The organism is Pseudomonas sp. BB438 (assembly GCF_057180225.1).
The window spans coordinates 5,371,591-5,385,089 of record NZ_CM170001.1 but is presented as its reverse complement, the minus strand read 5'-3'; the positions used below and the strand labels follow the sequence as shown (position 1 = coordinate 5,385,089).

Sequence of the window (13,499 nt, the reverse complement as noted above, 5' to 3'; positions counted from 1 at the left end):
TCACTCTTTTGACTGATGAATGGACACACCGAGCGCTCTAGAGTCGGTCTCATCCTGATGAGATCCAGCCTTGAGAGTGCGTACGCCATGCTGAAAACCCGCGTCATCCCCGCTGCACAGAACGCCTACCAGTACCCGCTGTTGATCAAGAGCCTGCTGCTGTCGGGCAGCCGTTACGAGAAAGGCCGGGAAATCGTCTACCGCGACACCGTGCGTTACAGCTATGCCACCTTCAACGAGCGCGTCGCGCGGCTGGCCAACGTGCTGACCGAGGCCGGCGTGAAGGCCGGTGACACCGTGGCGGTGATGGACTGGGACAGCCACCGTTACCTGGAGTGCATGTTCGCCATCCCGATGATCGGCGCGGTGCTGCACACCATCAATATCCGCCTCTCGCCGGAACAGATCCTCTACACCATGAACCACGCCGACGACCGCTTCGTGCTGGTCAACAGCGAGTTCGCCGCGCTCTACCAGGGCATCGCCGGGCAACTGACCACGGTGGAAAAGACCCTGCTGATCACCGACGGGGCCGACAAGACCTGCACGCTGCCCAGCTGCGTCGGCGAATACGAGACGCTGCTGGCCGCCGCCAGCCCGCGCTACGCCTTCCCCGACTTCGACGAGAACTCGGTGGCAACCACCTTCTACACCACCGGCACCACCGGTAACCCCAAGGGTGTGTACTTCACCCACCGCCAGCTGGTGCTGCACACCCTGGCGATGGCCGCGACCATCGGCAGCCTGGACAGCATCCGCCTGATGGGCACCAACGACGTCTACATGCCGATCACCCCGATGTTCCACGTCCACGCCTGGGGCGTGCCCTACGTGGCGACCATGCTCGGTGTGAAGCAGGTGTATCCGGGGCGTTACGAACCGGAGCTGCTGTGCACGCTGATCCGCGAGGAGAAGGTGACCTTCTCCCACTGCGTGCCGACCATTCTGCAGATGATGCTCAATGCTGCCGGCGCCAAGGACCACGACTTCGGCGGGCTGAAGATCATCATCGGCGGCAGCGCCCTGAACCACGCGCTGTACGACGCCGCCAAGGCGCGCGGCATCCAGCTCACCGCGGCCTACGGCATGTCCGAGACCTGCCCGCTGATCTCCTGTGGCTACCTCAACCAGGAGCTGTGCGCCGGCAGCGAGGACGAGCGCACCACCTACCGCATCAAGGCCGGCGTGCCGGTACCGCTGGTGGAAGCGGCGATCATGGACGAGCACGGCCAGTTCCTCCCGGCCGATGGCGAATCCCAGGGCGAACTCGTGCTGCGCTCGCCCTGGCTGACCCAGGGGTATTTCCAGGAACCGCAAAAGAGCGAGGAGCTCTGGGTCGGCGGCTGGATGCACACCGGAGACGTGGCGACCCTCGACGGCATGGGCTTCATCGATATCCGCGACCGTATCAAGGACGTGATCAAGACCGGCGGCGAGTGGCTGTCGTCCCTGGAGCTGGAAGACCTCATCAGTCGTCATCCGGCAGTGCGCGAGGTGGCGGTAGTCGGCGTACCGGACCCGCAATGGGGTGAACGGCCGTTCGCCCTGCTGGTGCTGCGTGATGGTCTGGCGCTGGATGCCAAGGGATTGAAGGAGCACCTCAAGCCTTTCGTTGAGCAGGGCCACATCAACAAGTGGGCGATTCCCTCGCAGATTGCCATTGTTACTGAAGTTCCCAAGACCAGCGTCGGCAAGCTCGACAAGAAGCGTATCCGGGTAGACATCGCCCAATGGCAGGAAGCCGGCAGCGCTTTCCTCTCCACGGTGTGACCGACGACCGGCAAGTCACGGTTTTCGGGTGGTCGTGCCAAGCAAGCGCTTGGCACGCGCAGCCCAGTGATGGCGCAGGCTGGGGGCCTGCGCAAGCGTCTAGTCAGGGCTTCTGTAGGAGAAATCACACTTTCGAGCGATCAAGCGGTGTAAGCCGCTGGATATATTCGCCACTACTCATAACAAAAAACACACATGGAGTAGCGTCGATGAAAACCATGCAACATATCTGGCGCCTGGCACGGTTGCCGCTGGCGGTCAGCCTGGCCTCTTCACTGGCGGCTCCGGCATCCGCCGTCAGCTTCAACATCGGGGAAATCGAAGGTTCGTTCGACTCGACGCTGTCCGTGGGGGCCAGCTGGTCGACGCAGAATCCAAGCAGCAACCTCATAGGTTCCAACAACGGCGGCAAAGGCCTGTCCCAGACCTCTGACGATGGCCACCTGAACTACAAGGCCGGCAAGACCTTTTCTAAGATCTTCAAGGGCATCCACGACCTCGAGTTGAAGTACCAGGACACCGGTGTGTTCCTGCGCGGCAAATACTGGTACGACTTCGAACAGAAGGACGAGAGCACCGAGTTCAAGCCGCTATCCGACCATAACCGCAAGGAAGCCGCGCAGGCATCCGGCGCTGAGCTGCTCGACGCCTTCATCTACCACAACTACAGCATCGGCGAGCTGCCGGGCACCGTGCGCCTGGGCAAGCAGGTGGTGAACTGGGGCGAGAGCACCTTCATCCAGAACGGCATCAGTGTGATCAACCCGTTCGACGTGACTGCCTTCCGTCGCCCGGGTTCCGAGATCAAGGAAGCCCTGGTGCCGGTGAACATGTTCTATCTGTCGCAGAACCTCACCGAGAATCTCTCCGCCGAAGGCTTCTACCAGCTGGAGTGGGACCAGACGGTCGTCGACAATTGCGGCACCTTCTTCTCCCAACCCGATGTCATTGCCGACGGTTGTAACAACAACCTCCGCGTACTGAGCAGCGCCCAGACTCTGGGGGCAGCCAACGTAGCCCTGGCACGTCAGTTCGGTGTCGACATCGACAACGAAGGCGCACTGGTTCGCCGCGGCCCTGATCGTGATGCTCGCGACAGTGGCCAGTATGGCTTGTCGATGAAGTACTTCGCTGACAGCCTGAACACCGAGTTCGGCGGCTACTACATGAACTACCACAGCCGCCTGCCGATTTTCAGTGGCCGTGGTGCTTCCCAGTCCACTTACAATCTGGCCCGCAGTCTCTCGGGGCCGCTGGCTGCGTTCGCGCCGCTGCTGGTAGCGGGCAACTCGTCCTATTTCGTCGAGTACCCCGAGGACATCCGCCTCTACGGCCTGAGCTTCTCAACCACGCTGCCCACCGGCACCGCCTGGCAGGGAGAGATCAGCTACCGCCCGAACGCACCGGTACAGCTCAACACCACTGACATCCTGTTTGCCGGCGTTGTACCGCTGGGTGGCCTGTATGGCAACGCATCGGTCCTTGAAGGTTCACCGGACACCGATCTGCACGGCTATACCCGCAAGGAAATCACCCAGCTGCAAACCACCTTCACGCACTTCTTCGACCAGGTCATGGGCGCCGAGCGTTTGACCCTGGTGGGCGAGGTGGGCTGGACCCACGTCGGCGGGCTGGAGAGCCAGAGCGACGCGCGCTACGGCCGTGACCCGGTATTCGGCCCCGGCCCCCTGCCGGCCACCGGCGCGCTCAATACCTGCCAGGTGCTCAATAATGCCACCCTGGGTGCCAATGGTCCGAAGAACAACGTCAGCCGCAACTGTGAAAGCGATGGCTTCACCACTGCTGACTCCTGGGGCTATCGCGTTCGCGCCATCTGGGACTACAACGACGTCTTCGCCGGCGTGAATCTCAAGCCCAACGTGGCCTGGTCCCACGACGTCGACGGCTACTCTCCCGGCCCCGGTGGCAACTTCGAGGAAGGCCGCAAGGCCGTCAGCCTCGGTCTGGATGCCGACTACCTGAACACCTACACCGCAAGCCTGGCCTACACCAACTACTTCGACGGCAAGTACTCGACCGTTGAGGATCGTGATTTCGTCAGCCTGAGCTTCGGTGTGACCTTCTAAGCCGGCCGTTCAACCGGCAAGCGGCCCGCCCTCGCGGCGGGCCATCCGCGCGGTCGGGTGACCCGGCCGCGCGAGCAGCAGACAAGACCCGTGAACCGTTCTTTCAGGGCATCCCGGCAAGAGCGGCCATCACGGTGGGCAAAGACTCAACGAGGACGATAAACGAATGAGAACAACAAAGATCCTGCTGCACACGGGTGCCCTGGCGCTCAGCCTCATTGCCTCCCAGGTGATGGCGGCCGTCTCTGCCGACGAAGCGGCCAAGCTGGGCACCAGCCTGACCCCGATGGGCGCGGAGAAGGCCGGCAATGCCGACGGCAGCATCCCGGCCTGGACCGGCGGCCTGCCCAAGAACGCCGGCTCTGCCGACAGCAAGGGCTTTCTCAGCGATCCATTCGCCAGCGAGAAGCCGCTGTTCACCATCACCGCGCAGAACATGGACCAGTACAAGGACAAGCTGACCCCCGGCCAGCAAGCCATGTTCAAACGTTACCCCGACACCTACAAGATGCCGGTGTACCCGTCGCACCGTACTGCCACCGTGCCGGAAAACGTGCTGGAGGCGACCAAGAAGAACGCCACCACCACCAAGCTGCTGCAGGGCGGTAACGGCCTGGAGAACTTCCAGGTAGCCAACCCGTTCCCGATTCCGAAGGATGGCCTGGAGGTCATCTGGAACCACATCACCCGCTACCGCGGCGGCCACGTCCGTCGTCTGGTGACCCAGGCCACGCCGCAGGTCAACGGTTCCTACTCGCTGGTGTACTTCCAGGACGAATTCGTCTTCCGTACCGACCTGAAGGACTACGACGCCAGCAAGCCGAGCAACGTGCTGTTCTACTTCAAGCAGCGTGTGACCGCCCCGGCTCGCCTGGCCGGCAACGTGCTGCTGGTGCACGAGACCCTCGACCAGGTGAAGGAACCGCGCCTGGCGTGGCTCTATAACGCCGGTCAGCGCCGCGTGCGCCGCGCTCCGCAGGTGTCCTACGACGGTCCGGGTACTGCCGCCGACGGCCTGCGTACGTCCGACAACCTGGACATGTACAACGGTGCGCCGGACCGCTACGACTGGAAACTGGTGGGCAAGCAGGAGCTGTACATCCCGTACAACAACTACAAGATGGATGATCCGAAGCTGAAGTACGCGGACATCATCAAGCCCGGCCACCTGAACCAGGACCTGGCGCGCTACGAACTGCACCGCGTCTGGCACGTGGTGGCGACCCTGAAGCCGGGCGAGCGCCATATCTACGCCAAGCGTGACTTCTACATCGACGAGGACACCTGGCAAGCCGTGGCGATCGACCACTACGACGGTCGCGGCACCCTGTGGCGCGTGGCCGAGGCGTTCAACCAGTACTACTACAACTACCAGGTACCGTGGTACACCGCGGAAACCCTGTATGACCTGCTGTCCGGTCGTTACCTGGTGCTGGGTCTGAAGAACGAGGAGAAATCCGCCTACGACTTCAACTACAGCGCTTCGGAAAGCGACTTCACCCCGGCAGCGCTTCGCCAGGAAGGCGTGCGCTGATCCCCCGATCCCCACGGGTGGTTCCGCGGTGAGAAAAGACCGGCCTTCGGGCCGGTTTTTTTATGGCGAATCATCTGTCAGATGAATGGAGGGCGGAATGTCGGATGCCTTCCAGTCATCTTGTGAGCAGAGGTAACAAAATCGGCTTCAATTACCGCCCGCAAGGGGCTAGGCTCCGTCCACAGTGTGACCTTCATTGACCGCTATAAGAGCTAGAGCAAGAGCCAGGCCGATGACCGACTTCTCGACTCTGCCAAGACTGACCGATGTTCCCCCCAGTACGGCCGGAAGTCGCTTTTTCCGGCCGCCGCTGCCGCATGGCCACGTCGCCCGTTCGCGCTTGTGCCAGCGCATGGCGGGAGGGTTGGAGGGTCGGCTGATACTGGTGTCTGCACCGGCCGGGTTCGGCAAGAGCTCGCTGGCCATCGAGTTCTGCCAGACGCTGGAAAGCCAGTGGCGCAGCCTGTGGCTGGGACTCAGTGCAAGGGACAGCGACCCCGGGCGTTTCCTCGAACGCCTCCTCGAAGGTCTGCGCCTGCATTTTCCCACGCTCGGCGAAGAAGCCCTGGCCCTGCTGAAGATGCGCCAGCGCCACCAGCCCTTTGCCTTCGAAGCCTGGCTCGATGACCTGCTCGATGAGCTGGTGGACAGCCTGTCCGTCGACCGTCCGCTCCTGCTGGTACTGGACGACTACCACCTGGCCCAGGGCGCGGTGCTCGACCGCTGCCTGCAGTTCCTCCTCAATCACCAGCCCGCCGGCCTGGTCGTGCTGGTCACCAGCCGCCAGCGGCCAGACTGGCACCTGGCACGCCTGCGCCTGTCGCGGCAACTGCTGGAGTTCACCGAACAGGACCTGCGCCTGACCGTCGAGGAAACCGCGCAACTGGTCAGCGCCAACGGTGCGCAGCTGGATGACAACGCCCTGGACAACCTGGTCGAGCGCAGCGAAGGCTGGATCGCCGGACTGCGCCTTTGGCTGCTGGCCCATGGCGATGAACTGGCAGCCAATGCGCCGGACCTCTCCGTGCATGGTGCCGAGGAACTGATCCGCGACTACTTGCTGGAAGAGGTGATCGACAAGCAGTCGCCGGAGGTCCAGGTGTTCCTGGCCCAGACCGCGCGCTTCGAACGCTTCTCGGCCGAGCTGTGCGACGCGCTGCGCGATGCGCACGACAGCGCCGCCATCCTGCGGCACCTGCAGCAGCACCAGGTCTTCCTGGTGCCGCTGGACGAGCAAGGGCAATGGTTCCGCTATCACCACCTGTTCTCCGACCTGTTGCTGGCGCGGCCGCTGCCCGGTTCCGGTCCATCGGCCGCCGCACTGCACCTGCGGGCCTGCCGCTGGTTCAGCGCCCAGGGGCTGTTCGACGACGCGGTGGAGCAGGCCCTGCGCGCCGGTCACCCGGAAGTTGCGGCGAGCCTGGTGCAGAGCCTGTCCGAAGAACAGCTGCTGGCCGAGCAGAACGTTGCCACGCTGCTGCGCTGGAAGATGGACCTGCCCGACAGCCTGCTGGCCAGCACGCCGCGCCTGATCGTGTTGTACAGCTGGGCGCTGGCGCTGGCCTGCCAGCTGGACGCGGCCGAGGAGCTGGCGGCGCAGCTGTCGCGCTTCCTGCCCGCCGCCGATGCCACCACCCAGCGCGACCTGCTCGCGCAGTGGCAGGCGCTGGCGGGCGTGATCGCCCGTGGCCGTGGCGAGATCGAAGCAGCCGAGCGGCACTGCGAGGAGGCCATGCACGGCCTGGGCCCGGAGCGCTTCGGTCCGCGCCTGCTGTGCCTGTCGACCCTGAGCAACCTGGCCATCGTGCGCGACGATCTGTGGCGTGCTCGCGGGCTCAACCGGGAAGCCCTGGAACTGGCGCAGCGATTCGGCAATCCGCTGTTCGAGGCCATGGTGCATTACGACCGTGCCCGCGTGCTGCAGGCGCGTGGCGAGGTACTGCGTGCGGAAGAAGAAGTGCGCCAGGGGCTGGCGCGGCTGTCCGGCCTGTCCTCCCAGCGTCGCTACGCGGTTCGCGGCCGACTGATGCTCTACCAGGGTTACCTGCGCAGCCTCGCGCTGCAGCCGGACGAGGCGCGCAAATACCTGAAGGCCGGCATCGAGGAAGCCCGCGCCTGCCGCGACATCAGCCTGGTAATCGGCTTCTGTGTGCTGGCCAGCCTGGAAGGGCGGCTGGGCAACTACACTCGCGCCTTCGCCCACCTCGCCGAGGTCGAGCGGATGATGCACGTCTGGGACGTTCCGCCGGTCTACTACCTGTCGGCGATCACCCTGATCAAGTGCGAACTTTGGCTCGGCCAGGGCCAGGTTGAACTGGCCACCGCCTGGCTGGAGCGTCTGCGCGATACCTACACCGGCGACGAGCCGGCCACTCCGCCGGAATGCTCGCCACAGCTGCCGCGCAACGTGGAGATGCTCCAGTCCCAGCTGGAGCGCCGTGAAGGCCGCGTGGCGGACGCCGAGGCGCGGTTGCGTGCGGTGGCCAGCGGCGCCCTGCAAGGTGGCGCGCAGTTGCAGGCTCGATTCGCCCAGGGGCAACTGGTCGCCCTGCTGCTGCAGGATGGGCGCGAGGACGCGGCTTCCTTCGAGCTGGGCGAATGCCTCAATGGGTTGGCCGTCGGGCTGCTGATCCCGCTGCATGAGGTGCTGCTGCAGCATTCGGAGTGGTTGCGCGAGCAATTGGCGGTCCGGGCCTCGTCGCCCGTCATCGAGGCCCTGCGTGAGCGCTTGCCGGCCCCGCCGGAACGCGGTGCGGCACTTACGGATTGCCTGAGCGGCCGGGAACTGGCGGTGCTGGAACTGATCGCCCAGGGCTGCTCGAACCAGGAAATCAGCGAGCGCCTGTTCATCTCCCTGCACACCGTGAAGAGCCACGCCCGGCACATCAACGACAAGCTCGGCGTCGAGCGCCGCACCCAGGCGGTGGCGCGAGCTAAGGAGATGGGGTTGTTGCGCTAGAAAGTATTGGCGCAGGTCTTTGATTTCGGCTTATCGGCCGACCGTGCTCCCCCCTCCCTAGCCCTCCCCCGCAAGCGGGAGAGGGGACTGGTCCGTGGCGAGGGCCGGACCCGGCGTATCAAGGATGCTCCGCACCGCTGCCGGCTGACTCCTGCTATCCGGAATGCACCGAACGGCCCCCTCTCCCTTCGGAGCGGGGCGCGCAGCCAGGGCTGGGGAGATGGCGTCAAACCGCGTACACCGATGCTGCACTGGCATCAGCGTTCCAATTACCCGCTGACGAGCCTCACATCCCCTTCTTCTTCTCCGCCTCCGGCGGTGCACTCAGGTCCAGCCCCCTGGGCGCGGGTTGTCCCTTGGCCGGGGCGGCCAGCTGCTTCTGCACATCCGCCTGGATCGCCTGCAGCACCGGCAGCAGGTCGCGCATGTTTTCGCGGACGTCCGGGTAGGCATGTTTCTGCGCCAGCTCATCCACGCGCATCAGCAATTGCACGCGCACTTCTGGCGGCAGGTGGATGAACAGTTCGGGCAACTGCTTGGCCAGCTCGGCGCTGTAGAGCACCAGGTCCTGGCGGTCGAACTGCGCGGTGAGGCCGAGGTAGTCCAGCGCGCTGCTGGTCAGCATCGAGGCCGCCGCCTTGGCTTCCTGCATGCCCTGCAGGCGTACCGGATTGCGCTGTTCGCTCTGCGCCAGGGTCATCCAGAACTCCACCGTCAGGTTGAACAGGATCGCCTGTTCGCGCAGCGAGTAGCTCATCAGGCCCAGTGCCTCGGCGCCGTAGGGCTGCTTGGCGGCGCGGAAGTTGAAGTACAGGCGCATCAGCTCCTTGAGCTTGAACAGCACCTCGCGTGCCTCGTTCTGCCGCAGCTCCAGTGGCGCGTAGATGTTCAGCTGCGGGCGGAAGTTCTCCTCGCTGACCATGCGCTGGTAAATCGGCCCGGTGAACTCGCCGCTGCGCCGGGGCAGGCCGTTGGCCTGGGTCTCGTCGATCTTCTTCAGCGCGTCGATCAGCACCTGGTAGTCGGCGCTGGTCCAGTTGCGCTGGATGTCGGGAATCTTCTGGCCCAGGTAGTACAGATCGGCGGACAGGGCGGGGCGGCACACGAGCAGCATCAGGACGGCCAGCGGCCACAGCGAACGGCGAGTGAAGATCGGCACGAACGGGCTTTCCTTGCGCGAGGGCGGGTCGGGCTAGGTTAGCGGGGTGAGAGGCCTGCGTCATCCCGTCGCGAGCCTCGACACTACCTAGGTTGGGCGCGGCGACGTGGACGCTGTGGTGTGATTCGGGCTTCAGAACAACAAGCACGGGAGTCACTCGTCCATGACCGCCACATTGTCTGTGCAACCGCCGCTGGCCGAGGGCCTGGCCCGCTACGGTTTCGGCCCGCTGCCGCTGGCCGCGCTGAAGGCACGCTACGCTTCGCCGGAGTCCGGTTCGACGTTCATCCACGTCGATGGTTTCGACATCCACTACCGCGACGAAGGCAATCCGGACAAGCCGGTACTGGTGTTGGTCCATGGGGTGATGGCCTCACTGCACACCTGGGATGGCTGGGTTGCCGAGCTGTCCGAGCACTTCCGCATCATCCGCCTGGATGTGCCCGGCTTCGGCCTCACCGGCGGTGGCCAGGACCGCGAGTACGATGGCGAGCGCCTGGTGAAGGTGTTCGGCATGTTCCTCGACCGCCTGGACCTCAAGCACGTCTCCATCGCCGGTAACTCCCTGGGCGGCTACATCGCCTGGAACTACGCGCTGGTCAACGCCCATCGCGTCGAGCGGCTGATCCTGATCGACCCGGCCGGCTACTACATGCAGAAGGTCCCGCTGATGATCGCCAGCGCGGTGCTGCCCGGTGCCGGCATCATGATGCCGATGTGGATGCCGCGTGCGCTGGTGGCCCAGGGCATCAAGGAAGTCTACGGCGATGCGCGCAAGATCAAGCCGGGCGTGATCGACCGCTACTACGACATTAGCCGCCGACCGGGCAATCGCCGCGCGATGATCGACATCTTCCGCGTGCTGGTGAAGGCCAACCGCGAGGAACTGCCCACCACGCCCAATCGTGTGGCTGCGCTGAAGGTGCCGACACTGCTGATGTGGGGCGAGCGCGACCGCTGGATCTCGCCGCGCCACGTGCCGATGTGGCAGCGTGACGTGCCGGGGATCGAAGTGAAGGTCTATCCGGGGGTGGGGCATATCCCGATGGAAGAGATCCCCGAGGAGTCGGCAGCGGATGCGCTGCGCTTTCTGCACGCCTGACTGTTGATCGCTCAATGAAAAGCCCGGCCATGTGCCGGGCTTTTTCCTTCTGCCCAAGCGCTTTTCCTACGGGGGAGTCCGCGGCCAGCACTGGAAACGACACCGCCCCGGCAAGGCGGGGCGGTGCTCGATGCGCTGGACGAATCAGCCCGCGTGGGCCAGTGGCTGCGCGTCGTACTCCTTGCGCACCTCGTACAGCACGTCGAGGTTGTTGTGCTGCCAGGGGTGGAAGTCGGACTTGAAGAAGTCCATGTATTCGCGCAGCAGCGGGCGGAACACGCCGTGCTTGCCCCAGGTCCACTGGATACCGTCGCGCCAGACGCGCCAGTTCCACAGCAGGCCGTCCACCTTGAGCATGTGCACCAGCCCGCGGAAGGTATCCAGCACGAAGAAGAAGGTCGCCATGCGCATCGCCCGGCGCAGCAGCTTGCGACTGCCGCAGACCTGGTTGTAGACGTCGAAGGCCACTGCCTTGTGCTCGGTTTCCTCCAGCGCGTGCCAGCGCCACAGACGCTGCATCACCGGGTCGGCGCCTTCCATGGTGCGCGGGTCGGTCAGCAGCCCGTTGGCCATGATCGCGGTGATGTGCTCCAGCGCGGCGGTCGCGGCCAGTTGGCGCTTGGCCGGGAATTTCTTCTGGGTAAAGCGAATGCGTGCCTGGGCGCGCTTCTCGATGGCGGTGATGTCGTAGCCCTGGTCGCGCAGGCGCTGGCTGTAGGTCAGGTGCTCGCGGCTGTGGTGGCCTTCCTGGCCGATGAAGCCGCGGATCTGCTCCTTGAGCACCGGGTCGGTGATCTGGTCGCGGAACTGCCGCACCGAGTCGATGAAGAAGCGTTCGCCGTCGGGGAAGAGCACCGACATGGCATCGAACAGGTGGGATTTGAAGGCGTCTCCGCCGTGCCAGTGACGCGGCAGCGGATCGGGCAGATCGAAGTCCATGTGCCGGGGCTTGATCTCCAGTCCTGCGGGGGTGGTGCTGGCCATGGCGGCTCCATTGTTGTGGTTGTCCATGGTCATTACTCTGGGCTTGTAGGGAAAGCGTCACAAGGTTATTGTCTGCCAACTTTCCGGTCATATCCGGCCAGCGGTCACGATAAGAAGAATGATGAAACAACCGCTCAACTTCACCGCCGAACTGGTGCCGGTCGCCTATGCGCAGGCACTTCTCGATCTCGCCGAAGAGCTGGGCGTGCCGCGCACGCGCCTGTTCGAACTGGCTCGCGTGCGCCCCGAGGTGCTGCAGAGCCCCAACGGCCGCCTGTCCTTCATCGACTTCCACCAGCTTTCCAGTACCGCGCTGCTGCACTGCAACGAGCCAGCCTTCGGCCTGCTGCTCGGGCAGCGGCTGAATGTCTCGACCCATGGCATCCTTGGCTATGCGGTGCTGTCCAGCGCCAACCTCGGGCGCGCCATTGCCTTCGCCCTGAAGTACTACCGCGTGCTCGGCCTGGCCTATGACCTGGAGATGGTGGAAGACGGCGGTGTGTCCTACCTGCGCGCCAGCGAGTCGATTCCCCTGGGCCCCACCAGTCGCTTCGCCGCCGAGGGCCTGATGACCAGCCTGCACACCATCGCCCGCTTCCTGGTGGGCGAGTCGTTGCAGGGGGTCAGCGTCGGCTTCGCCCATGCCGAGCCGGCCTATGCCAAGCGCTACGCCGAGGTATTTGGCTGCGAGGTACTGTTCGACCAGCCGTTCCATTTCATCGGCCTGCCCAGCGACTACCTGGCGCGGCCGATGGCCCTGGCCAACCCCGCCACGGTGCAGATGTGCGAGCAGCAGTGCGAGGCGCTGCTGGCCACGCTGGACGTGCAGGAGGGCCTGCTGACCCGCATCCGCCGCTTGCTGCTGGCGCGTCCCGGCGAATTCCCCGACCTGGAAAGCGTGGCCGCCGACCTGCACACCAGCGGCCGGAGTCTGCGTCGACATCTGTCGAACCTGGGGACCACCTACCAGGAAGTCCTCGACGACGTGCGCAAGCGCCTGGCGCTGCAATACCTCACCACGACCCACCTGCCGCTCTACGAGATCGCGCTGCTGCTGGGCTTCAACGACCCGTCGAACTTCCGCCGGGCGTTCCGCAAGTGGACTGGCAAGCTCCCGACGGACTACCGCCAGGGGAGTTGAATCCTGGACCCGTGCGGCTCGCCACCGGGCGGTGGAATGGGCGAAAATGTGCGCCGTGTTCTTCAGCAACCGAGCGAGTCTTCGATGAGCGAACAGCCCGCACTCATCCGCGAAACCTTCCCCGTCGGCCCCTTGCAGTGCAACTGCACCATCATCGGCGACCCGTTGACGAAGAAGGCCATCGTCGTCGACCCGGGCGGCAACCACGAACTCATCCTGCAGCGCCTTGATGCACTGGGGTTGAAGGTGGTGAGCATCATCCATACCCATGCGCACCTGGATCACTTCCTCGCCTCCGGGCAGATGAAGGAGAAGACCGGCGCAACCCTGCACCTGCACAAGGATGACCAGTTCCTCTGGGATAACCTGGAGATGCAGTGCCGCATGTTCGGCGTTCCCTATACGCCTGTGCCCTCGCCGGACCAGTGGCTGGCCGACGACGAGGAATTGGCCTGCGGCTGCGGCGTCGCGCTGCACACACCGGGGCACACGCCGGGTTCGATGAGCTTCTGGTTCCCCAGGGACAAGCTGCTGATCGCCGGCGACACGCTGTTCCGCCGCAGCATCGGCCGCACCGATCTGTGGGGTGGCGATTACGCCACCATTGAGCGTTCGATCCGTGATCGCCTGTATTCGCTGGACGAAGAAGCAACCGTGGTCACGGGCCATGGCCCGGATACCAACCTGGGTGACGAGATGCGGGAGAACCCCTTCATCCGTGCTTAAGGTTGCTACGGAATTATTTGCACGACCTAAGCTCTAA

Annotated in this window: 9 protein-coding genes; 7 read left to right on the top strand and 2 right to left on the bottom strand. The window is 64.5% G+C overall.

The features are described from left to right. The first annotated feature begins 87 nt into the window (after nucleotides 1-87). The 4 genes from AC1ZV1_RS24815 (at nucleotide 88) to AC1ZV1_RS24800 (ending at nucleotide 8,350) form a co-directional block, all read left to right on the top strand. Nucleotides 88-1,770 carry a fatty acid--CoA ligase gene (locus AC1ZV1_RS24815; protein ID WP_484294073.1) on the top strand — a complete coding sequence of 561 codons (1,683 nt, stop codon included), beginning with the start codon at nucleotides 88-90 and terminating at the stop codon, nucleotides 1,768-1,770. A 209-nt stretch (nucleotides 1,771-1,979) separates the two neighbouring features. Then, nucleotides 1,980-3,857, top strand: coding sequence for a DUF1302 domain-containing protein (locus tag AC1ZV1_RS24810; RefSeq protein WP_484294072.1), 1,878 nt, complete (start codon nucleotides 1,980-1,982; stop codon nucleotides 3,855-3,857). Between the two features lie 166 nt (nucleotides 3,858-4,023). Continuing rightward, the gene (locus AC1ZV1_RS24805) at nucleotides 4,024-5,391 is read left to right on the top strand and encodes a DUF1329 domain-containing protein (protein WP_484294071.1); all 1,368 of its coding nucleotides are present in this window, start codon (nucleotides 4,024-4,026) and stop codon (nucleotides 5,389-5,391) included. A gap of 232 nt (nucleotides 5,392-5,623) precedes the next feature. Continuing rightward, nucleotides 5,624-8,350 carry a winged helix-turn-helix domain-containing protein gene (locus AC1ZV1_RS24800; protein WP_484294070.1) on the top strand — a complete coding sequence of 909 codons (2,727 nt, stop codon included), beginning with the start codon at nucleotides 5,624-5,626 and terminating at the stop codon, nucleotides 8,348-8,350. A gap of 286 nt (nucleotides 8,351-8,636) precedes the next feature. Here the strand turns inward: AC1ZV1_RS24800 and AC1ZV1_RS24795 are convergent, their stop codons facing one another. Further along, a complete protein-coding gene (locus tag AC1ZV1_RS24795; protein ID WP_484294069.1) occupies nucleotides 8,637-9,509 on the bottom strand; it encodes a hypothetical protein in 873 nt (290 codons plus the stop codon). Between the two features lie 163 nt (nucleotides 9,510-9,672). Here AC1ZV1_RS24795 and AC1ZV1_RS24790 point away from each other — a divergent pair, with 163 nt between their 5' ends. After that, the gene (locus AC1ZV1_RS24790; protein WP_484294068.1) at nucleotides 9,673-10,611 is read left to right on the top strand and encodes an alpha/beta fold hydrolase; all 939 of its coding nucleotides are present in this window, start codon (nucleotides 9,673-9,675) and stop codon (nucleotides 10,609-10,611) included. Between the two features lie 144 nt (nucleotides 10,612-10,755). Here the strand turns inward: AC1ZV1_RS24790 and AC1ZV1_RS24785 are convergent, their stop codons facing one another. Beyond that, complete coding sequence (locus AC1ZV1_RS24785; protein WP_484297630.1) at nucleotides 10,756-11,595, bottom strand: metal-dependent hydrolase; 840 nt, start codon at nucleotides 11,593-11,595, stop codon at nucleotides 10,756-10,758. Between the two features lie 121 nt (nucleotides 11,596-11,716). On the opposite strand from AC1ZV1_RS24785, the gene AC1ZV1_RS24780 reads away from it, so the two are divergent. Beyond that, nucleotides 11,717-12,736, top strand: coding sequence for an AraC family transcriptional regulator (locus AC1ZV1_RS24780; RefSeq protein ID WP_484297629.1), 1,020 nt, complete (start codon nucleotides 11,717-11,719; stop codon nucleotides 12,734-12,736). Nucleotides 12,737-12,820: 84 nt separating this feature from the next. Next, nucleotides 12,821-13,462 carry an MBL fold metallo-hydrolase gene (locus tag AC1ZV1_RS24775; protein WP_484294067.1) on the top strand — a complete coding sequence of 214 codons (642 nt, stop codon included), beginning with the start codon at nucleotides 12,821-12,823 and terminating at the stop codon, nucleotides 13,460-13,462. The last annotated feature ends 37 nt before the right edge of the window (nucleotides 13,463-13,499 follow it).

What these genes read in the sequence shown, in the direction of transcription:
- AC1ZV1_RS24815 (WP_484294073.1), top strand. Translation starts at nt 88, where the DNA reads ATGCTGAAAACCCGCGTCATCCCCGCTGCACAGAACGCCTACCAGTAC.
- AC1ZV1_RS24810 (WP_484294072.1), top strand. Translation starts at nt 1,980, where the DNA reads ATGAAAACCATGCAACATATCTGGCGCCTGGCACGGTTGCCGCTGGCG.
- AC1ZV1_RS24805 (WP_484294071.1), top strand. Translation starts at nt 4,024, where the DNA reads ATGAGAACAACAAAGATCCTGCTGCACACGGGTGCCCTGGCGCTCAGC.
- AC1ZV1_RS24800 (WP_484294070.1), top strand. Translation starts at nt 5,624, where the DNA reads ATGACCGACTTCTCGACTCTGCCAAGACTGACCGATGTTCCCCCCAGT.
- AC1ZV1_RS24790 (WP_484294068.1), top strand. Translation starts at nt 9,673, where the DNA reads ATGACCGCCACATTGTCTGTGCAACCGCCGCTGGCCGAGGGCCTGGCC.
- AC1ZV1_RS24785 (WP_484297630.1), bottom strand. Translation starts at nt 11,595, where the DNA reads ATGGCCAGCACCACCCCCGCAGGACTGGAGATCAAGCCCCGGCACATG.
- AC1ZV1_RS24780 (WP_484297629.1), top strand. Translation starts at nt 11,717, where the DNA reads ATGAAACAACCGCTCAACTTCACCGCCGAACTGGTGCCGGTCGCCTAT.
- AC1ZV1_RS24775 (WP_484294067.1), top strand. Translation starts at nt 12,821, where the DNA reads ATGAGCGAACAGCCCGCACTCATCCGCGAAACCTTCCCCGTCGGCCCC.